Source organism: Ruegeria sp. A4 (genome assembly GCF_056543025.1).
On record NZ_JBQGAW010000001.1, the window covers coordinates 53,742 to 73,164 of the forward strand.

A 19,423-nucleotide genomic window follows, 5' to 3' on the forward strand; every position below is an offset into this window, starting at 1 on the left:
GACCTGTGTGCCAGACTTGAGTGTCCTGCGCAGTCACGAATCCGTGTTCGCCGCGCGCTGCTGCACGTCGCGTTTCTTCAGCAAGTAGATATCCATGATCCAGCCATGGTCGGCTCGGGCGCGGGCGCGCGTGTCAAGGATCCGCTGCGCGACTTGATCCAAAGGGCCGCTGATCAGCAGTTCTTCTTTCATGCCCACATAGGCCCCCCACCAGATGTCATACTCTGCCATTCTGAGGGACTGGAACGAACATTCCCCGTCCAGCATGACGGCGACTTTCGAAGCGGTTTCAGGCCAGCCTTCCTCCCGGATACGACGCCCGGTGGTCACGACATAGGGTGCGCCCAGGTCATTGATCGGGATCGCATGAGCCGCGGTCAAAGCCTGCAAGGCCGTGATGCCCGGGATCACCCTGGTGTTGGGCTTGGGGTCCAGCCGCGCCGCAATGCGCAGCGAACTGTCATACAGGGACGGGTCGCCCCAAATCAGCAGCGCAATGTTCTGCGCCTCCGGGTGGGCCGCGATCGCCTCTTGCCAGCGCAGCGCAATGGCGTCGTGCCATTCGTCCACGCCACGCAGATAGCCGTCATCCGCCCGGCGTCTGGGGATGTCAAAATAGGTTATCCTTGGTGGTGTCTCGGTTACCCGATCGATGATTTCCTCACGCAGCCCGGCCAGATCGGCCTTGTTTTCGCCTTTGCGGGGGATCAGGATCAGATCGGCCGACCGGATCGCCTGCGCCCCCTGAAAGGTCACGTGATCCGGGTTGCCGGTGCCGATGCCAATCAGGCTCAGGTCAATCATCTTCGAACTCCGCCAGCGGCCCGTAAAGGATCAAGGCCGGAGCCGTGCCGATCTCGGATTTCAGCTGTTCGGCCAGGGCACCGATGGTGGCGCGCGTCAGCTTCTGATCCGGGGTCGAAACAGATTCAGCCATCAAAGCAGGCGTATCCAAAGGCAGGCCGTGTGAATGCAGTGCTTCTGCCAGAAGCGGGAAAGTACGTTTACCCATGAATACGACAGTGGTGGCCTGAGAATCGGCCAAGGCTGTCAGGTTCAGGTCGTCCGGCAACGCGCCACTGACGTCATGTCCCGTCACGAACTGCACCCGCCGTGCGGTCAGACGACGCGTCAGCGGGATGCCTGCAGCAGCAGCGGCAGCCACCGCAGACGGTACGCCGGGGATGATCTCGAATTCAATGCCCGCCTCACGAAGGGCAACAAGTTCTTCTTCCAGTCGCCCGAACATGCCGCCATCGCCGGATTTCAGCCGCACGACATGTTGGCCGGTCTGGGCGTAGTCCACTAGCAACCGGCTGACATGGTCCTGTTTGGGCGAGGGGCGACCTGCCCGTTTGCCCACGCCCACAAGGTCGGCGTCTTCGCACGCGTGGCTCAGAATCGGCCCGCTGCTGAGGTCATCGAACAAAATTGCATCGGCCTTTTGCATCCTGTCGACGGCCTTCAGCGTCAGCAGTTCCGGATCGCCGGGGCCCGAGCCGATGAAAGAGACAAATCCGCTCATGCAGTTGCCTCCGCAATCAGGTGAAAGAATGTACCGGTGACTTTGCCGCGAACGGAGCCGGTCTGAGGTCCCTCTGCGCCTTCCGCATCAAACACGCGTGCCAGCGGCGGGTCAGGCTGATCCACGATCGAGGAATAGTGGAACTCATGCCCGCGCAGCGCTGCATTCTGTGCAAATCCCGGCATCGGGGCCAAAAGTTCGGCCTTGCGATAGCCTAGGTTGAATTTGCGTTTTTGGTACGACGTCACCAGCCCCAGCAGGCCAGCCATTTCATGCCGCACGCCATCCTTGTCGATCAGCGCATGACCCAGCGCCATGTATCCACCGCACTCGCCATGCACAGGCCTTGTTTCCGCGTGCTTGCGCAGACCCGCGAGGAAGGTTTGGGCAGCAGCCAATGTCCCGGCATGCAGTTCAGGATATCCGCCGGGAAGCCAGACCAGATCGGCATCCGCCGCCGGGGCTTCATTAGCCAGTGGCGAGAAGGGTAGGATTTCGGCCCCGGCGGCGCGCCAGCCTTCCAGCAAATGTGGATATGTAAAAGAAAAAGCCGCATCCCGTGCCAATGCAATCCGCTGGGCCGGAGGGCGCGGCAGCGCGTCTGACGATGGCCCAATGGGGCCTGAGGAAGCCGCCCGTTTGATCGCCTCGAGATCCACATGTTCGCGCAGAAATGCGGCATAGCCCACAATGGCGCTTTCCAGATCCGGGTGTTCGACGGCCTGGATCAACCCCAGATGCCGCTCGGGTAGGGTCAGATCGCCTCGGCGCGGCAGCACACCCAGAACCGGCAGGCCGGCGCGTTCCATCCCCAGCCGGGTCAGGCGCTCGTGCCGGGGGCTGGCACAGCGGTTTAGAATGACGCCAGCAAAGGGCAGATCGGGGTTGTACATCCTGAACCCCAGCGCGGTTGCCGCCGCAGACTGCGCCTGGCCGCCGACATCCAGCACCAACACAACCGGCCAACCCATCCGTGCAGCGGTCTCGGCGCTGGACCCATGACCCAACTCACCCGGCTTGGCCACGCCATCGAACAGGCCCATCGAACCTTCCGCCACGACGATGTCGGCGCCTTCGGCCTGCGCGGAGATCGCGTTCAACAAAGGATCGCCCATCGCCCAGCTGTCAAGATTGAACGAAGCCCGCCCGGACGCGGCTCGGTGGAAGGCGGGGTCGATATAGTCCGGTCCGCTCTTGAACGGTTGAACGGTCAGGCCATCCTCGGCCAACGCGCGCAACAGGCCCAGCATTACCGTTGTCTTGCCCGTACCCGAAGACGGGGCGGAAATCAGAAGGCCCGGAGGGTTAATCATCACCATGGCTCCAGCTTGACCAGGGGCTCTCGGCGCTTTGCGGGCGATAGCGGCGGTCGTAATCTTTCGAATACAGGCAGCTTTCCTCGAAACCTTCGCCCGCCAGTGCCGGGCCGACCATGATCAACGCAGTCCGCGAGATGCTGTCATCCAGCGCGTCTTTGAGCGTTCCCAGCGTGGCGCGGATGATCCTTTCATCCGGCCAGCTCGCGCGATAGACCACGGCGACCGGACAGTCGGCCCCATAGGCCGGGGTCAGATCGGCAATGACATTGTCCAGATTGCCGATGGACAGATGAATGGCAAGTGTCGCCCCTGTACGTGCGAAATTCTCCAACGTCTCGCCTTCGGGCATGGAAGATGCACGGCCTGGTGTCCGGGTCAGAACCACGGATTGCGCCAGCCCGGGCAAAGTAAGCTCGGTTCCCAAAGCCGCCGCAGCCGCCGCAAAGGACGGAACGCCAGGGGTCACGCTGACCGGGATGCCCATTTCCTTGAGGCGGCGGATCTGTTCCCCCATCGCCGACCAGACCGACAGGTCGCCCGAATGCAGACGGGCCACATCCTGGCCGGCCTGATGTGCGGCCTCGATCTCGGCCATGATCTGATCCAGATCCATCGGCGCGGTGTTCACGATCCTTGCGCCTTCGGGGCAGTGGCCAAGAATTTCTTCCGGAACCAGGGAACCCGCATAAAGGCAAACGGGGCAGGATGCGATGATGTCGCGCCCGCGCAGCGTCAACAGGTCGGCGGCGCCCGGTCCGGCGCCGATGAAATGAACGGTCATGTCTGTCCTCCGATGGCTATGGCGCAGGTCGCCAGCCGGTCGTCTGAAATCTGTCTGGGTGAAAGCAGCCGCGCGCCCGGGCCAAAAAGCTTTCCGGCGGCGGCCAATGCGGATGCTTCGGCCACGCTTCCGGTGCCATAGGTTGCGCGGCTGCGGTTCGAGCAGGTGAGTGTACGTTGACCGGCCAGATCGGCGGCGGCAACGAAATGCAGGGGAAGCGACAGTTCTTCGGCAAAGGTCGTCAGGACCGAATGACCTTCCTTGTCGGCAACGGTTGCCAGGGCGGCGACATCGTGGTTTGCGGCCGCCGTGTCAAATGCGGCGCGCAAGCTGGCAACCGTGGCAGCGGACGAGAATCCCAAACCGGCAACGATCATAGCGTCACGCTCCACTGCACGACCGGATAGGCGGATTTCCAGCCGCGGCGCGGTCCAAGCGGCGCCGACTGAGCGAGTTCGATCCGCAGAAGCTCTCCGCCCAGTTTCTCATGCCACTGGGCCAATGTGGCCTCGCTTTCCAAAGTCACGGCATTGGCAACCAGGCGGGTTCCGGACGGCAGGTTCTGGTGCAGCCAGTGCAGCAGGTCTGGATCAAGCCCCCCTCCGATGAACACCACGTCGGGCAGTTCCAACCCATCCAGTGCAGCGGGCGCGGTGCCATGGATGACATTCAGCCGATCCTGACCCAATGCATCGGCATTCCGACGAATGCGCTCAGCCCTGTCAGCACGGGGTTCAATGCTGGTCGCGGTCAGGGTCGCATCGCACATCAGCCATTCGATGCTGATCGAACCGGTGCCCCCTCCGATATCCCACAAGTGTTCGCCCCGTTGCGGAGCAAGCGCCGAGAGTGTCAGCGCGCGGATCGGGCGTTTGGTGATCTGACCGTCCGTCTCGAAGATGTGGTCCGGTTTGCCAGACGCCTTGGAAAGGGCAGGTCCTGCACCGGAAACCTCCAGACCGACGCAAACCGGATGGTCGAACGTGCCCAACAGCGCCTCGGTCAGCGTGACTGTTCTGGTGTTTTCGCGCGGACCGCCAAGCGCCTGCATCACATGCAGGGCCGAGTCGGCAAAGCCTGTCTCGGTCAGATACCGTGCCAGTTCCGCCACGGACTTTCCGTCACGCAGCAACAAGATCGCGTGCGCTCCCGGCGCCAGATGAGGACGCAAACGGGTCAGCGGCGCGGCGTGCAGGCCGAAGGTCAGGGTGCTTTCCAAAGGCCAGCCGAGCCGGGCAGCGGCCAGCGAGAAGGTGGATTGGCCGGGCAGGGCGGTCCATTCACCGGCATCGAAATTGCGCGCAATGACCGAACCCGCGCCAAACCAGAACGGATCGCCCGAGGCCAGAACAACCGTCTGCCGGCCACGCAATCCCTTCAGGATCGGCAGCCCTTCCGAGAACGGCACAGGCCATTCGACACGTTCCGCCCCTGTTTCGGGCAGCAATGACAGGTGGCGCGGCGGCCCCATGATCACTTCGGCCCGGTCCAGCACTTGACGGCTGGTTGGCGACAGGCCATCAAACCCATCTTCGCCCAGTCCCAGAACGGTCAGCCACGGAGATTCAGACATGACAACCCTCCTGATCCTTGGCGGCACGACCGAGGCCAACGCGCTGGCCAAAGCTGTTTCGCAACAAGGGATTGCGGCTGTGTATTCCTACGCTGGACGGGTGGAAAACCCGCGTCCGCAGCCCTTGCCGGTAAGGGTTGGCGGTTTCGGCGGTCCGGAAGGTCTGGCCGCCTATATCCATGAGAACGCCATCACCCATGTCGTGGACGCGACCCATCCATTTGCGGCCCGGATGAGCCGGAACGCGACCGAGGCATGCGCCGCGACGCGGACGCCATTGGCCGCGTTGACTCGCGCGTCCTGGGTGTCGCAGCCCGGCGATGTCTGGCGTCACGTGCCCGACATGGCTGCCGCCGTGGACGCATTGTCCGGCGATGCTCAGCGTGTCTTCCTTGCCGTTGGCCGCATGCATCTTGAAGATTTTTCGACCCGACCTCAACACAGTTATCTGCTGCGCCTTGTGGATGAGCCCGACACTTTGCCCTTGCCGAATGCAGCGGTGGTCGTCGCCCGAGGGCCGTTTACCGAAGCCGACGACCGGGCTTTGATGCAGCGCCATGGGACGCAGCTGGTCGTGTCCAAGAACGCTGGCGGCACGGGCGCTCGCGCCAAGCTGGACGCGGCGCGGGCGCTGGGCCTTCCCGTGCTGATGATCGACCGCCCGGTTCTGCCGAAGCGGACCGAGTTTTCGCAGGTCGCACAGGTTCTGGACTGGCTGTCTCATCCCTGATCCTCATCAGGGGTGAAGCGAGGGGTGTAAACGATGGGTGCGCCATAGCGCTCGATGACGCGCGTTCGGGATGACCCCACGATCACCACAGTCTGCATATCCGCCATGTCGGGCGTGGCTTCGGCCAGTGTCGAAATGCGCATCTCTTCATCGGCCCGCGATACGGCGCGGGCGAACAGGATCAGACGTTCGGGCTCACATTCTTCACGCAGGATTTCCAGCGTTTTTACAAAGCCTTCCGGGCGGGACTTCGAGCGCGGATTGTAAAAGGCCATCGAGAAATCCGCCTGTGCAGCAAGGCGCAGGCGTTTTTCGATCAATGACCATGGTTTGAGGTTGTCGCTGAGGTTGATGGCGCAGAAATCATGCCCCATCGGGGCGCCCGCGCGAGCGGATGCAGCCAACATCGCCGTGATCCCCGGCAGCACATCGATCTGAAGGCCACGCCATTCCGCAGGGCCGTTTTCCAGCGCTTCGAAAACGGCCGCCGCCATGGCAAACACGCCGGGATCGCCCGAGGATACAACGACCACCCGTTTGCCATCGGCAGCCATTTGCAGTGCATGTTGCGAGCGGTCGATTTCGACCCGGTTGTCACTGGCATGCAGTGTAAGGCCGGGGCGCTCGGCAATACGCGCCACATATGGGATATAGCCCACAACATCGGTGGCTTCGGCCAGCGCGACTGTTACTTCTGGTGTAACAAGCGCCTCGTCACCCGGCCCCAGACCGGCAATCTTGACCCAGCCGCTCATGGTCGCCGTCCCTGACCGTGCACGACGATGATCGAGAAATACGGAGTGATCTTCTCGCAGGCTTCGGACAGCTTTGTCACCGTCTGGTTCGGCATCTGCGCATATTCCACGATCCACGCCCGGTCATACAGGCCAGCGGTCTTCAGAGCGCGCTTCACCTTGTCGATGTTGCGTCCGATTTTCATCACGACCAATGCATCGGTCAGAGCCATGCGTTCCGCCAGCGTGTCTTCGGGCAGGGTGCCAACCAGCACGGTCAGCACGTCATCACCCCAGGTGATCGGGTCTCCGGTCGCGGTCCAGGCTCCGGACATGCCGGTAATGGCGGGTACAACTTCAACCGGCGCGTCTTGGCGCAGTCGGCTGTAAAGGTGCATGAACGAGCCATAGAAGAAGGGATCGCCCTCGCACAGAACAACCACGTCCTCACCCCCTTCTGACAGGGCCTTGAGATGCCTTGTGCAGTCTTCGTAGAATGCTGCCAGCAATTCGTTGTAACGCGGGTCTGTCACCGGGATCTCGGTAGTTACGGGATACTCCATGGGAAACTCGACCGCGCCTTCGGGGATCATCCCGTTAACGATCTTGCGCGCCTGACCACTGCGACCGGGTTTGCGGAAATAAGCCACATGCTTTGCATTGCGCAGGAGGCGATCAGCCCGGACGCTCATCAAATCCGGATCGCCGGGGCCAAGGCCCACACCGTATATGGTGCCCATCTTCATTCTGCCCGGCTTGCGATGGCGTTGATGGCCGCCACCGTGATGGCGCTGCCGCCCAGACGACCTTTGACGATGCAGGACGGCACCGGTTGCGCCTGCCACAGCGCATCCTTGGATTCCACCGCGCCGACGAAGCCAACCGGGCAGCCGATGATCGCGGCAGGGCGCGGGCAATCCGGGTCTTCCAGCATGTTCAGCAAATGGAACAGTGCGGTGGGCGCATTGCCTATGGCGACCAGCGCGCCCTCTAGATGCGGCCGCCACAGCTCCAGCGCAGCGGCGGAACGGGTGTTGCTCATCTCGGCAGCCAGCGGGCGTACGCGTTCATCATGCAGGGTACAGATCACCTGGTTGTCGGCGGGCAGGCGGAAACGGGTGACACCTTCGCTGACCATGCGCGCATCACACAGGATCGGTGCGCCATTTTCCAAAGCAGTGCGGGCCGTCTGCACGAAGCCGGGCGAGAAATGCACGAACTCTTCCAGCCCGACCATGCCCGCGGCGTGGATCATGCGAACGGCAACCTGCTCTTCATCGGCATCAAAACGGGCCAGATCAGCCTCGGACCGGATGGTGGCAAAGCTTTCCTTATAGATCGCCGCGCCATCGGTTTCGTATGTATAGGGCATCAGGTGAAGTCCATAGTCATGAGTGTTTCCGGGTCGAGCCCGCGTTGGCTGGGCTCATCCCCTGCGCGGCCCTGTTTGACAAGATCAAATCGTCCGTTTGCGCCCACCAATGTGATGTCGGCAGGACCCATGCGAGCGCATCCCTTGCTACAGCCCGAAACATGGAGGCGTCCGGACACCCGCGAAGCCAACGCCCGGGCGATGTCGCGCGTCTCGGCCTGCGCCTGCGGGCAGAACGGCGCGCCGGGGCAGGCGTCGGTGGTCATCAACGGATCGGTTCCATCGTCGACAAAGGCCGGGGCAGGTATCGCCGCCCCGCCTTCCAGCAGGATCAGCCGCCACGGGGTGACGCGCAGGGCGCAAGCACCGCTGTCCTCGATCAGGTCATACAGCTTGCGCGCAGGCAGCGACCCAAAAGCCGCGCCGTACAGGGCACCCAGTTCGCAGCGGCCCGGTTGAAGCTTTGCGCCAACAGAACCGGGCGCACTTCCTTGCCATTCCTGCGGCAGGGCGTCGATGACACGCGCCATGCGGCGTGTTTCGGGCGTGTAGGTTTCGGCAAACCACATCGCCAGCGCGATCACGTGGTCAATGGCGTCGGTCTCGGTCACGCTCCGCCCGGTTTCGCAGCCATCGGCGCGCAGGATCAGGCCGCCTGCTCCGGTTTCCAGACGAATATCAGCCGAATCCGACGCCAGCAGACGTTCGCGGCCGGTGTCGATTGCAAAGCCGAACTTTGCCGGCAGGGCCGGCAGCTCCGCAAGCCGGTCAATCAATTCATGGGTCAGCCGAGCGGTCAAATCGCCCGCCTGATAGAGCGGTGTAACCAGAATATTGCGGCGTATTTCGATACTGGGTTCCGCATCCAGCAGGTTCAGCGCGGCAAGCTCTTTGAGCAGAGGCCGATGGTCTTCCTCTTCCACGCCCCGCAATTGCAGATTGGCGCGATTGGTCAAATCGATCGAGCCGTTGCCAAAGCGGTCCGCCAGATCGCACAGTCCCAGTGCCTGATCGGCGTCCAGACGCGCCAGCCGGGGCCTGACCCTGACGACCAGACCGTCACCAGACATCATCGGACGATGGGCGCCCGGGCACCAGCCCTGAACGATCGGTGCACTCATCTCAATCCCTCCAGATCAGCCCGGATAGAGTTCCGGCGCGTGTTCCAAAGCCCGGCCTCAAGCAGCGCGCGGAACCGGTCCTGCATGGCCTGGCGCGCCTTGGGATTGGCCTCTTGCAGGAACGCGTCGACCTCTTCGTTGCCCAGCGTGGCATCGTGGTAAAGGTCAAAAAGATGCGGTGCGACCGTGCCGGACAGATGCGCGAAAGAGGCCATATGATCCAGCGTTGCCGCGATTTCAGCCGCCCCCCGGAAACCATGGCGCTGCATTCCGGCGATCCAGCCGGGGTTGGCGGCACGGGCGTGGACGACTCGGCTGATTTCTTCACGCAAAGTGCGGGCACGCGGGTTTTCGGGGTTGGTGTTGTCCAGATGGTACAGCTGCGCGGTTCCGCCGGCGATCTTCTTGGCGGCGGCAAAGCCCGCCTCGTGCGTGGCATAATCGTTGGCCAGAAGAAGATCGGTTTCGGTCAGGTCCTGCAAGTGGACAAAGCTGTCCGCATTTGCAACGCGTTGGGTGATGCCGTCCTTGTCCTGCGAGATGTGTTCGCCTTCCAATGCAAAAGAACTGGCCTCAAGCCACGCTTCACCGGCCTGCGCACGGGCCTCGTCGGTATACACTTCGGAGAGTTCGGTCATATTGACGCCATAGCTTCCCGGCGCAGGTCCATAGACCCGCGCTGCCGGCGCCTGCCCGGCATAGGGGTTCCAGTCCGTTGCCTCATCACGCGCGGCCAATGCGCGAACCGCTTGGCCAAACAAAGCGGACAGCGTCGGGAAAACATCCCGGAACAGGCCCGAGACCCGCAGGGTCACGTCCAGGCGCGGGCGGCTCAGGTCGGTAATCGGCAGAACCTCGATGCCGGAAACCCTCTCGGACCCTTTGTCCCACACGGGTTTGACGCCCAGCAGGTGCAGGGCCATGGCGAATTCCTCGCCCGCCGTGCGCATGGTGGCTGACCCCCACAGATCGACAATCAGCCCCTTCGGGTAATCGCCTTCTTCCTGAAGATGGCGCCGCACCAGTTCTTCGGCCAGTTTCACACCCTGAGCATAGGCCGCACGGGTCGGAACCGACCGCGGATCGGTGGTGTAAAGGTTCCGCCCGGTGGGCAGAACATCTGACCGGCCACGATAGGGGGACCCCGAAGGCCCGGCATCAATCCGCTTGCCTTCGAGCGCTTTGATCAGCGCGTCGCGTTCGGCGTGGGCCGAAGGGGCCGGATCGAAACCGCCCGTCACTTCGGGCACGCGCCCGAAGATGTGCAGCCCGTCGCCAAACTGGCTTTCCTTGATGTCACAGACAAAGCGGTCGATGCGGGTGATGGCTTCGGCGGTGCAGGTTGCCTGATCGAGGCCGAGATCGCTTTCCAGCCCTATCGCCTGCGCCTCATCACGGATATCTTCCTGCAAGCGGTCGCGGCGTTTGGGGTCAAGCCCGTCGGCGTTGGAAAACTCATCCAGCAGCGATTCAAGCCGCACCATCCGATCGGGCGTACCGCTGTCCTTCATCGGGGGCGGGATGTGGCCCAGCGTGACGGCTCCGATCCGGCGCTTGGCCTGCGCGGCCTCGCCCGGGTCGTTCACGATGAACGGGTAGATCACCGGCAGATCGCCGATCAGCGCCTCGGGCCAACAATCGGCAGACAAGGCGACCGATTTTCCGGGCAACCATTCCAGCGTTCCATGCGCGCCGATATGGATCAGCGCATCCGCACCCAAGCCTTTGCGCAGCCACAGATAGAAGGCGACATAACCGTGGCGCGGGGTGCGCGAGAGGTCATGATAGTCGTCATCCCGCAGCTCGGGCGTGCCGCGTTCAGGTTGCAGCGCGACCAGCGCCTTGCCGCGCCAAAGCGCGGTGAAATGGAAGGCCCCATCGGCACAGGCCGGATCATCTTCGGGTGCGCCCCAAACGGTGTGCAGATCAGCGCGCAGAGTCTCGGGCAATTCCGCAAGCGCATGCTGATAATCCCCAAGCGACCATGAAATCCGTGCGTCCAGAAGAGTGTCGGCAATCGGCGCGCCAGTCGCGATGTCATAGCCTTCTTCGTCAAGATCGGACAGCATCGCCTCGGCCGAGGCCAGCGCGTCGAGGCCAACCGCATGGGCCATCTGCCAGTCTTTGCCGGGATAGGTGGACAGGACCAACGCAGGAATCTGATCTGCCTTGGGTTTGTCGTTCAGTGCAAGCCAGCCCGATACCCGGTCGATGATCGCTTCGATCCGGTCCGGTTCGGGCCGATGTGCAAAGCGCGCGTATTCCAGATGCGGATCGCGTTTTCCGGGTTCCTTAAAAGACGCGATTCCTGCTGAGATCCGTCCATCCACCTCGGGCAGTACCACATGCATGGCAAGATCGGCGGGGGACAAACCGCGTTCCGCCTCGGCCCAGGCTTTGCGGCGCGAGGTGGCGAGAGCGACCTGAAACACCGGCACGCCTGCCGCGTCCAGAGGCGACGTTCCCGACGCGCCTTTTCCCGAAAACGAGGTGGCGTTGACAATGGCCGATGGGTTCAGCGCAACAACCTGTTCCCGCAACCAGCCGGCGGCCACGGGCGCCTTGAGAGACGGGGCAAACAGGCCCACCGCCGCGTATCCACGGGCGCGCAGGCTGCGGATCAGGGCGGCGATCGGGGCGGTGTCTGCCGAGGTCAGGTAAGCGCGGTAAAAAGTGACGAGGATGCGTTTGGCGTTACCTTCGAACGCGGTTTCCACCGGGATTACGCCGCGATCCGGACACCACGCGCCACATTCGGGCAAGGTCTTGGCGCCCATCACCGGACCGGCATAAAGCCCCGCCGCCAAAGCCATCTGCGCCAGCGCCGCCTGTGCCGCGACCTCGCCGCCGGTATCGCACAGATGCGCCAGACGCCGCAGGGTCGAGACCGGCAGGGTGGAATAGTCATCCAGCCGCGTGTCCTCGCGCCCGTCAGCGGGCAGCACCGCCAGCGCGATGCCCTTGGCCTGCGCCAGCGCCAGAACCTGCTGCAACCCATAAGCCCAGTAGGGGACGCCGCCGATCAGCCGGATCAGAATGCCCTTGGCGCCTTGAAGCGTCTGTTCGACATAGGTATCGACCGACAACGGGTGTTTCAGCGCCGTCAAATTCGCCAGCCGCAGGGTCGGCATTCGCCCTTCCGGTCCGCCACCACGATGCCAGCCCGCCGCGAAAGCACCCAGATCGCTGTCCGAAAAGGACAGCACCACCAGTTCCGCCGGACTCTGGCCCAGATCGGTTGGGGTCTCGGTTTCCTCGAGCCCGTGGCTTTCGCGGAAGACGACGTGCATGGGTCTTACTCGGCGGCCTCACGCACACCCACGAGGATTTCGCGGATTTCCGCCTCTTTGATATCGTCATGCTCGGCGATGACGACCAGACGCGAACGACGGTCTTCACCGGGTTCCCACGGGCGGTCATACTGGTGCCGTACCCGCGCGCCGACCGCCTGAACCAGCAGGCGCATGGGTTTGCCCTGAACGGCGGCATACCCTTTGACGCGCAGGATGTTCAGTTCATTGGCGAGGCGTTCGATATTGGCGACCAGTTGGGCCGGTTCGGTCTGCTCGGGCAGCTCGACGATGATGCTTTCGAAATCGTCATGCTCGTGATCGTGATGGCCGTCGTGATGCGAGGGTCGGGCGTCCATGTCATCCTCGGCGGCGGCTTCCAGACCCAGCACAACGCGCACGTCCACGGCACCTTCGGCCACTTCGACGACGGGCAGGGGGCGCGGCGCCTCGGCGGCGATGATCTCGCGCGCTTTGGCCACGCCTTCGGGGCCGGCGAGGTCGGGCTTGGTCAGCAGGATGATGTCGGCGCACGAGATCTGATCCTCGAACACCTCGGACAGGGGCGTTTCGTGGTCGATCGAGTCATCGGCCATGCGCTGGGCGTCCACCGCTTCGACATTGGGCGCGAAACGACCTGCGGCCACAGCCTCGGCATCGGCCAGAGCGATCACGCCGTCGACGGTGATCTTCGAGCGGATGTCAGGCCAGTCGAATGCCTTGAGCAGCGGTTTCGGCAGGGCCAGACCGCTGGTTTCGATCAGGATGTGATCCGGGCGCGGCTCCAACGCCATCAGGGCCTCGATGGTGGGAATGAAATCATCTGCCACGGTGCAGCAGATGCAGCCATTTGCCAGTTCCATGATGTTTTCCGCCGGGCAATCAGGAATGGCGCAGGATTTCAGGATGTCGCCATCGACGCCTACATCGCCGAACTCGTTGACCACGACAGCAAGGCGCTTGCCCTGTGGGTTCTGCATCAGGTGACGCACCAAAGTGGTCTTGCCCGAGCCCAGAAAGCCGGTGATCACTGTGACGGGGAGTTTTTCCAGGTTCGACATGTCAGGCTCCAATCGGGGGAATGCGCGAGGCACAGTTCTTGCGAAAATGTTCGGGGCGTTCGCGCCATTTCACCAAACCATCTTCAGTGGCCAGATACTTGGTCGCGCCGTCGACGATGACGTCGACATGATCTGTTTCGTTCAGGTTTTCATACACGAAGGTCCAGCGGCCCGGCCCGCGCAACACGATCGAACAGCCTTGATCGCAGTTTGACAGGCATTCAACGGCTTTCAGGGTGACACCGTCGGGCAGGTCTGCCTGTTCCAGGGCCTTGTGCAACAAAGCGCCCGGGCGTTGCGCGTCATCTTCGACAGGCAGGCCGCGACGGCAGGTGGTACAGACCAGCAACTCGACTGGTGCGGTCTCGGTCATGTCTCTCATCCCCCCAAATCCTCTTCGCGGGGGACGGGGTTTCATGCGGGCCACGATTGGTCATGGACCCGACACCGGAACACCCCGCCCGGTTTCAACTTCGGTTGTTGGCAGGTCTCCCGGCTTGCGGATGCCAGAGGCGGGCCTCTGTCGGATGTCCCGCCTTCCCGGCTTTCGGGCCAGTGGCATTGGGCATCCTCTCCGTTCACGGTCGCGGGGGCGGCTGCGTTTGGCGGCAAGACCGTTGACGCATTCCCTTTTCATCGGCTGTCACCGACACCAACGAAAGGGACATGCGGCACCGCTGGCCTGCTTGTCAAGCGAGTCGCGTGCAAGAATGATGCAGAGGCATGGAAAGCGACCTGTGGGCGTCGATGGGCGGCATGGTGTGCCGGGCTCCAGCCCGAGATGGGCCGGGCGACGAACGGTATCTCAGCAAGGGGCGTAGACCATCGTGGACGGGTGCCTTGACTGTACCTGTCCAGATGATGGGAAAAGACCACCGAACACCCCGGATCCTCTTGCGCTAATAGATGACGTTGATCATGAGCAGCGAGACGACCAGAAACAGCGCCGTCATTATTCCGCCGGAGCGGACGAAATCCATCACCTTGTATCCGGCCGGCCCCATGATCAACGCGTTTACCTGATGGGTTGGGATGATGAAGCTGTTCGATGTCGATATGGCGACCGTCAGGGCAAAGACGGCCGGGTTTCCACCCGCCGCCACCGCAATCGATACCGCCAGAGGCACCAGCAGAACCGTGGCCCCCACGTTGGACATGACCAAAGAAAAGGCCGTCGCCAGAATGGCGATGCCGGTTTGCAGCGACCAGAGCGGCCAGCCGTCCAGAATTATCATGATCTGCTGGGCGATCCACGCGGCCGTGCCTGTGTTCTGCACGGCTTGTCCCAAAGGTATAAGGCAAGCGAGCAGGAATACGGTGTTCCATCCGACCGCGCGGTACGCCTCGTCCACGCTGAGCACACGGGTCAGCATCATGCCCACCGCGCCGGTAAGAAGACAGAGTGAAAGCCGGACGTCCGTGAACAGGATCAACGACAGCGAAATGGCGAAGAATACCAGGGCCCAGCCGACTTTTTGCGGCCTCAGCTCGTCCTGGGGAAAGTCCGTCGTCACAACGACGAAATCCGGATCTCGTTTGATCCGCATCAGGTTGTCCCATCTGGTATGCGCCACAAGCATGTCACCCGCCTGAAACTTTTCCAGCCCGATCTGAGTGGATTCGTGATCCTCGGTCTCGACATGGCTCAGCGTCTCTTCGCCGCGGTGAATGGCCAGCAACGACATCCCGTAGGTCTTGCGAAACAAAAGCTCGCGGGGGCATTTGCCGATCAGCTTGCTGTCGGGCGTGATGACCACCTCGGCCACGCCTGCATTGGTTGGGGCGAACTCTTCGACGAAAATGTCCAAATCCGGAAGAACGGTCAGCCCGTATTTCTCGGCGAACTTCTCGACCTCCCAACGGCGGCCGACGATGGCCAGCCGACACGGCGCTGCTATTTCCGCTGTCAAAACCTGAACCATCGAGGTTTTGCCGCGATAGAAGGTGGAAATGATGTACAGGTGGTTTTCGTGGTTGATGTCGGCCAGGATCTCGCCGACCAAAGGGCTGTCCTCGGGCACCACGACTTCGAACACATCGGCTTTGAGGCCATAAACCCTTTGCAGGTATTCCTGTGTCCCTTGTCCGGTACCCGTATTGTCAGGTCCTTCAGCCTCGGGCAAAACCCAGCGTCCCAACAGCAGAAAGTAACCAATTCCCGTCAGGATCAGAACCGCACCGATCGGCGTGACCGAGAACAGGCCGAAGGGCTCCATTTTCTGAGAGGCCGGCAGGCTTTCATTTGCCGTCAGGATCAGATCGTTCAGCAGGATGAGAGGAGACGACCCGACCATCGTCATCGTGCCGCCCAAAATGGCGCAGAATCCCATCGGCATGAGCAGGCGCGACAGCGGTATGCCTGACCGTGTGGAAATTCGGCTGACAACCGGCAGAAACAGAGCAGCGGCGCCGACATTCTGCATGAACGAGGATATGACGCCAACGGTGCCGGATATGATTGGTACAACCCTGCCTTCGGATTTGCCGCCGTATTTGAGGATGACGGCGGCCACCTTGTTCATGATCCCCGTCTTGTCCAGACCGGCCCCGACGATCATGACCGCAATGATCGAGATGACGGCATTGGATGCGAAGCCGTCGAACAGAAGGGTGACATCCGCCAGATTTCCCAGCCCGGGCGCGTAGCTGAGCAAGCCTATGAGAACCAGAACCAATATGGCGGAAAGGTCGATCCTTATGATCTCGGAAACGAACAGAAAAACGGTGAAAGCCAGCAGGGTGCAAACGACCCCCATCTCGAAGGTAAAGGCAATGTGTTCCACAATACGTCCAGAACTTTTTCTTTGTTAGAGTCCTAGTTCATCCTTCCCGGATTGTCATGAAGTTTCGTTTTTTGGCGGTGTTGAGACATAATGTTGCTGAGAGGTTGCTGTGTGAGCAATGCCTTCGGAGGCCCGTTTTGACGAACACGTCAGAAAGAAGGATAGGCCAAATTGCATGAAGTAGCCTGCACGTTTCGTGCGGGTGCGATGCCGTTCCAACCAGGTCGAAGCAGCATAGGCAATGGCAGGTCAATTCCAGCCATGGACGACAGACAGTCCGACAGCTTTGTTTGCAGAACCATTCTGCCGCTGCCTGAACCGCGCAAAGGGCCAGCTTGGCCGTCCCTGATCGCAAGCTGCCCACAAGAATGGTATACACCTAAACGGGTCGTACAAATGGTTCAGGTCACCAATTCTGATCATTTCGAGATGAAGATGCCAAGGAAGTACGGCGAGGTGTTGCCTGAACGCAAGCTGGCGGCATATGCCAAGAATGCTCGCAGTCGGATGGAACAGAACCAGATCGAAACACGAAAAATCCAAGTTTTGGTTGGATACTGGACCTCGAAGAAAGACAAAGTACCGCAGGTCATTGGAGGTATTGGAGGCGAGTACCGGAATCGAACCGGTGTACACGGATTTGCAATCCGCTGCGTCACCACTCCGCCAACTCGCCTTTTCAAGTAAAATCAAATACTTGCTGTGGTGTGCGTGGGGTTTTAGCAGCTTTCCCAAGGGGCGTCTAGAGGATTGCGCGCAATTTTGTCGACGAGATTGAAATTTGCCGAAGCCCGCAACCGCAAATGCACAGGCGCGGGGGGGGTTGCGTCAACAGGGCCGTTGCTGGGCAGTTTAGGATGTGGCAAAAGCCGGGTAACTTTGGGAATGACTCGAGAGATCCTATGACAGATTTCGCTGCCCGGCGCCGCACTATGGTTGATACGCAAATCCGACCTTCGGATGTTACAAAGTTTCCGATCATTGAGGCGATGCTGAACGTCCCGCGCGAAAACTTCGTGCCTGACGCACAGCGTGAGGCCGCCTATGCCGACAGTGTGATCGATCTGGGCAACGGGCGCTGTATGCTCGAGCCGAGAACGCTTGCTAAAATGCTGGATGCGCTCAACATTTCGAACGACGAGATGATTCTCGATATCGCTCCGGCGACGGGGTATTCCACTGCGGTTGCCGCGCGCATGGCCCAGTTGGTTGTTGGTGTGGAAAGCGACGACTCGTTGGCGTCCGAGGCGCAAAGCCTGTTGGCTGAGGCCGATGTGGACAATGCCATTATCCACGTCGGTCCTTTGGATCAGGGTGCGGCTGAGCACGGTCCTTACGATGCGATCATGGTGCAGGGCGGTGTTGAACGGATTCCCGACGCTCTGTTGGATCAGCTCAAGGAACATGGCCGGATTGCATGCCTGTTTGTTGAAGGCAATCTTGGAACCGTGCGGATCGGTCGAAAGACCGGAGGCCGGGTCAGCTGGCGGGATGCGTTCAACGCCAGTGCACCGATACTAGAGAGCTTTTCGGCGGAGTGTGCATTTTCGCTATAGTTCGCCGATAGATTCTGCTGGCGCCTTGATTAGTTGAAAAGAAGACCGCAAACTGCCTTCAGGGCAGTGTAATTTCGTTTGAGAGGATTTCGGTATGCGTGGTTCAGCGACAGGCAAGCTGGTCAGGGCATTCGCAGTGACCGCAGGACTTGCCATCAGCGTTATGCCAGGGCGTCCGGCGTGGGCTGACAACATAACAGACGCCTTCATCGGCGCGTATAATACAAGCGGCTTGCTGGAGCAGAACCGGGCGCTGCTGCGCGCGGCAGATGAAGATGTGGCGATCGCGCTTTCCGCGTTGCGACCGATCATCAACTGGACTGTACAGGTCAGCCAGGATTATACCCGGTCTCGGACCAGCAATGTGGTCACAACGACCGAGCCGTCCCGGTTTTTCACCGGTCTGGGGCTAACTCAGCTTCTGTATGATGGTGGCGCTTCGGTTCTGGGCAAGCAATCGGCGCAGGAGACGGTTCTGTCGACCCGGCAAACCTTGATCGACATTGAGCAACAGGTGCTCATCCGCGCTGCAAATGCTTACCTGGGCGTGCTGCTACAGGAAGAAACAGTCGCAATTCGCCAGAACAACGTGGATGTTTCGGCGGAAGAGCTTCGCGCATCAAATGATCGCTTCGAAGTTGGCGAAGTGACGCGTACGGACGTGGCGCTTTCCGAGGCGCAGTTGGCAAGTTCTCAGGCTGATCTGGCGGTCGCTCGTGGTGAACTGAGCATTGCGCAGGCTGAGTATGTCAATGCGGTCGGCAAGGCGCCAGGGAGGACGGCCGGTCAACCCAGCCTGCCCAATCTTCCACGGAGCGAGGCAGAAGCGATTAGCCTCGCGCAACGCAACCACCCGGCGATTCTGTCGGCGCAGCATCAAGTCCGCGCTTTTGATCTGATTGTACAGCAGCAGCGGGCCAACCTTGGGCCGAATGTCAGTTTGAATGCTGATGCGGGTGTGCGTGAAAGCTATGACAACAACGACTATGTGAATGACGCGACCGTGTCGCTGGACTTTACACAGCCGATTTACGCCGGTGGCCGGTTGGCCGCGAATGTGCGGCGCGCTATGGCAAACCGGGATGCGTCTCGTGCGAATCTTCTGAACGTACAAAAGAATATCACACAGGGCGTTACGGACCGGTATGCAGCGTTCCAGGCAGCCAGTGCCAGCCTCAGGGCGTCGACGGAACGGGTTCGTGCATCACAGGTTGCATTTGACGGCATCAGGGAAGAAGCGACCTTGGGTGCCCGGACCACTTTGGACGTTCTGAATGCTCAGCAGGATTTGCTGGACGCGCAGCTGGCCGAAGTGGCGTCGCGAACGGAACGATCGCGCGCAGCGTATCAGCTGTTGCAGGCGCAGGGCCTTTTGACGGCAGAACGTCTTGGCCTGGCGGTTCAGATTTATGACCCGACTTTGTACTATAATCTGGTCAAGAAAGCCCCCGCGCGTGTCAGCAAACAGAGCAAGGATCTGGATCGAGTCCTCAAAGCGTTGCGTCGGGACTAACCGGCAATACTATTTGTTGTAGGGCTCGGATTGTTTGGCTACACTCGATCCAACGATAGAGCGGT

The 19,423-nt window shown here is 61.3% G+C and carries 17 protein-coding genes, 1 tRNA gene and 1 riboswitch; of the genes, 3 read left to right on the forward strand and 15 right to left on the reverse strand.

Going from position 1 to position 19,423, the window contains the following annotated elements:
* Positions 1-33: 33 nt before the first annotated feature.
* Genes cobF through cbiE form a run of 6 tightly spaced genes read right to left on the reverse strand, consistent with a single transcriptional unit; the run spans position 34 to position 5,198 of the window.
* Positions 34-804, reverse strand: a complete 771-nt coding sequence (gene cobF, locus ACR0E2_RS00255) for a precorrin-6A synthase (deacetylating) (protein WP_480444633.1) — start codon at positions 802-804, stop codon at positions 34-36.
* Positions 797-1,525, reverse strand: coding sequence for a uroporphyrinogen-III C-methyltransferase (cobA, locus tag ACR0E2_RS00260; RefSeq protein ID WP_480444634.1), 729 nt, complete (start codon positions 1,523-1,525; stop codon positions 797-799). The genes cobF and cobA overlap by 8 nt, the downstream gene beginning before the upstream one ends.
* Positions 1,522-2,844 (reverse strand): cobyrinic acid a,c-diamide synthase CobB, encoded by a 1,323-nt coding sequence (locus ACR0E2_RS00265; RefSeq protein ID WP_480444636.1) that lies wholly within the window; start codon positions 2,842-2,844, stop codon positions 1,522-1,524. The genes cobA and ACR0E2_RS00265 overlap by 4 nt, the downstream gene beginning before the upstream one ends.
* Positions 2,831-3,625 carry a precorrin-4 C(11)-methyltransferase gene (gene cobM / locus ACR0E2_RS00270; protein ID WP_480444638.1) on the reverse strand — a complete coding sequence of 265 codons (795 nt, stop codon included), beginning with the start codon at positions 3,623-3,625 and terminating at the stop codon, positions 2,831-2,833. Before cobM ends, ACR0E2_RS00265 begins: the two co-directional genes overlap by 14 nt.
* On the reverse strand, positions 3,622-4,002 hold the full coding sequence (locus tag ACR0E2_RS00275; protein ID WP_171228873.1) for a cobalamin biosynthesis protein: 381 nt from the start codon (positions 4,000-4,002) through the stop codon (positions 3,622-3,624). The genes cobM and ACR0E2_RS00275 overlap by 4 nt, the downstream gene beginning before the upstream one ends.
* Positions 3,999-5,198 carry a precorrin-6y C5,15-methyltransferase (decarboxylating) subunit CbiE gene (gene cbiE / locus ACR0E2_RS00280; protein ID WP_171231967.1) on the reverse strand — a complete coding sequence of 400 codons (1,200 nt, stop codon included), beginning with the start codon at positions 5,196-5,198 and terminating at the stop codon, positions 3,999-4,001. Before cbiE ends, ACR0E2_RS00275 begins: the two co-directional genes overlap by 4 nt.
* On the opposite strand from cbiE, the gene ACR0E2_RS00285 reads away from it, so the two are divergent.
* Positions 5,197-5,928 carry a cobalt-precorrin-6A reductase gene (locus ACR0E2_RS00285; RefSeq protein WP_480444639.1) on the forward strand — a complete coding sequence of 244 codons (732 nt, stop codon included), beginning with the start codon at positions 5,197-5,199 and terminating at the stop codon, positions 5,926-5,928. The two genes, cbiE and ACR0E2_RS00285, sit on opposite strands and share 2 nt — an antisense overlap.
* Here the strand turns inward: ACR0E2_RS00285 and cobJ are convergent.
* From cobJ to ACR0E2_RS00330, 9 genes are all read right to left on the reverse strand, one after another.
* Positions 5,919-6,683, reverse strand: a complete 765-nt coding sequence (gene cobJ / locus ACR0E2_RS00290) for a precorrin-3B C(17)-methyltransferase (RefSeq protein WP_480444641.1) — start codon at positions 6,681-6,683, stop codon at positions 5,919-5,921. The two genes, ACR0E2_RS00285 and cobJ, sit on opposite strands and share 10 nt — an antisense overlap.
* Positions 6,680-7,408, reverse strand: a complete 729-nt coding sequence (locus ACR0E2_RS00295) for a precorrin-2 C(20)-methyltransferase (protein WP_480444643.1) — start codon at positions 7,406-7,408, stop codon at positions 6,680-6,682. The genes cobJ and ACR0E2_RS00295 overlap by 4 nt, the downstream gene beginning before the upstream one ends.
* Positions 7,405-8,034 (reverse strand): precorrin-8X methylmutase, encoded by a 630-nt coding sequence (locus ACR0E2_RS00300; protein ID WP_152457460.1) that lies wholly within the window; start codon positions 8,032-8,034, stop codon positions 7,405-7,407. Before ACR0E2_RS00300 ends, ACR0E2_RS00295 begins: the two co-directional genes overlap by 4 nt.
* Positions 8,034-9,155 (reverse strand): cobalamin biosynthesis protein CobG, encoded by a 1,122-nt coding sequence (locus ACR0E2_RS00305; RefSeq protein WP_480444644.1) that lies wholly within the window; start codon positions 9,153-9,155, stop codon positions 8,034-8,036. Before ACR0E2_RS00305 ends, ACR0E2_RS00300 begins: the two co-directional genes overlap by 1 nt.
* Positions 9,152-12,445 (reverse strand): cobaltochelatase subunit CobN, encoded by a 3,294-nt coding sequence (gene cobN, locus ACR0E2_RS00310; protein WP_480444646.1) that lies wholly within the window; start codon positions 12,443-12,445, stop codon positions 9,152-9,154. Before cobN ends, ACR0E2_RS00305 begins: the two co-directional genes overlap by 4 nt.
* Positions 12,446-12,450: 5 nt before the next feature.
* Positions 12,451-13,506, reverse strand: coding sequence for a cobalamin biosynthesis protein CobW (cobW, locus tag ACR0E2_RS00315; protein WP_480444648.1), 1,056 nt, complete (start codon positions 13,504-13,506; stop codon positions 12,451-12,453).
* A gap of 1 nt (position 13,507) precedes the next feature.
* On the reverse strand, positions 13,508-13,879 hold the full coding sequence (locus tag ACR0E2_RS00320) for a DUF1636 family protein (RefSeq protein ID WP_152457464.1): 372 nt from the start codon (positions 13,877-13,879) through the stop codon (positions 13,508-13,510).
* A gap of 92 nt (positions 13,880-13,971) precedes the next feature.
* A riboswitch (cobalamin riboswitch) is annotated at positions 13,972-14,178 on the reverse strand.
* A 227-nt stretch (positions 14,179-14,405) separates the two neighbouring features.
* Complete coding sequence (locus tag ACR0E2_RS00325; RefSeq protein ID WP_480446165.1) at positions 14,406-16,262, reverse strand: SLC13 family permease; 1,857 nt, start codon at positions 16,260-16,262, stop codon at positions 14,406-14,408.
* 629 nt (positions 16,263-16,891) lie between these two features.
* Positions 16,892-16,965: transfer RNA gene (locus ACR0E2_RS00330), tRNA-Cys, on the reverse strand.
* Positions 16,966-17,191: 226 nt separating this feature from the next.
* On the opposite strand from ACR0E2_RS00330, the gene ACR0E2_RS00335 reads away from it, so the two are divergent.
* Positions 17,192-17,845 carry a protein-L-isoaspartate O-methyltransferase family protein gene (locus tag ACR0E2_RS00335; protein ID WP_171228412.1) on the forward strand — a complete coding sequence of 218 codons (654 nt, stop codon included), beginning with the start codon at positions 17,192-17,194 and terminating at the stop codon, positions 17,843-17,845.
* Between the two features lie 94 nt (positions 17,846-17,939).
* Entirely contained in the window at positions 17,940-19,358 is a 1,419-nt protein-coding gene (locus ACR0E2_RS00340; protein ID WP_480444650.1) for a TolC family outer membrane protein, read from the forward strand.
* The last annotated feature ends 65 nt before the right edge of the window (positions 19,359-19,423 follow it).

What these genes read in the sequence shown, in the direction of transcription:
- ACR0E2_RS00300 (WP_152457460.1), bottom strand. Translation starts at nt 8,034, where the DNA reads ATGCCCTATACATACGAAACCGATGGCGCGGCGATCTATAAGGAAAGC.
- ACR0E2_RS00295 (WP_480444643.1), bottom strand. Translation starts at nt 7,408, where the DNA reads ATGAAGATGGGCACCATATACGGTGTGGGCCTTGGCCCCGGCGATCCG.
- cobJ (WP_480444641.1), bottom strand. Translation starts at nt 6,683, where the DNA reads ATGAGCGGCTGGGTCAAGATTGCCGGTCTGGGGCCGGGTGACGAGGCG.
- cobN (WP_480444646.1), bottom strand. Translation starts at nt 12,445, where the DNA reads ATGCACGTCGTCTTCCGCGAAAGCCACGGGCTCGAGGAAACCGAGACC.
- ACR0E2_RS00275 (WP_171228873.1), bottom strand. Translation starts at nt 4,002, where the DNA reads ATGATCGTTGCCGGTTTGGGATTCTCGTCCGCTGCCACGGTTGCCAGC.
- ACR0E2_RS00285 (WP_480444639.1), top strand. Translation starts at nt 5,197, where the DNA reads ATGACAACCCTCCTGATCCTTGGCGGCACGACCGAGGCCAACGCGCTG.
- ACR0E2_RS00325 (WP_480446165.1), bottom strand. Translation starts at nt 16,262, where the DNA reads ATGGGGGTCGTTTGCACCCTGCTGGCTTTCACCGTTTTTCTGTTCGTT.
- ACR0E2_RS00335 (WP_171228412.1), top strand. Translation starts at nt 17,192, where the DNA reads ATGACAGATTTCGCTGCCCGGCGCCGCACTATGGTTGATACGCAAATC.
- ACR0E2_RS00265 (WP_480444636.1), bottom strand. Translation starts at nt 2,844, where the DNA reads ATGGTGATGATTAACCCTCCGGGCCTTCTGATTTCCGCCCCGTCTTCG.
- cobF (WP_480444633.1), bottom strand. Translation starts at nt 804, where the DNA reads ATGATTGACCTGAGCCTGATTGGCATCGGCACCGGCAACCCGGATCAC.
- ACR0E2_RS00340 (WP_480444650.1), top strand. Translation starts at nt 17,940, where the DNA reads ATGCGTGGTTCAGCGACAGGCAAGCTGGTCAGGGCATTCGCAGTGACC.
- cobW (WP_480444648.1), bottom strand. Translation starts at nt 13,506, where the DNA reads ATGTCGAACCTGGAAAAACTCCCCGTCACAGTGATCACCGGCTTTCTG.
- cobA (WP_480444634.1), bottom strand. Translation starts at nt 1,525, where the DNA reads ATGAGCGGATTTGTCTCTTTCATCGGCTCGGGCCCCGGCGATCCGGAA.
- ACR0E2_RS00305 (WP_480444644.1), bottom strand. Translation starts at nt 9,155, where the DNA reads ATGAGTGCACCGATCGTTCAGGGCTGGTGCCCGGGCGCCCATCGTCCG.
- cobM (WP_480444638.1), bottom strand. Translation starts at nt 3,625, where the DNA reads ATGACCGTTCATTTCATCGGCGCCGGACCGGGCGCCGCCGACCTGTTG.
- cbiE (WP_171231967.1), bottom strand. Translation starts at nt 5,198, where the DNA reads ATGTCTGAATCTCCGTGGCTGACCGTTCTGGGACTGGGCGAAGATGGG.
- ACR0E2_RS00320 (WP_152457464.1), bottom strand. Translation starts at nt 13,879, where the DNA reads ATGACCGAGACCGCACCAGTCGAGTTGCTGGTCTGTACCACCTGCCGT.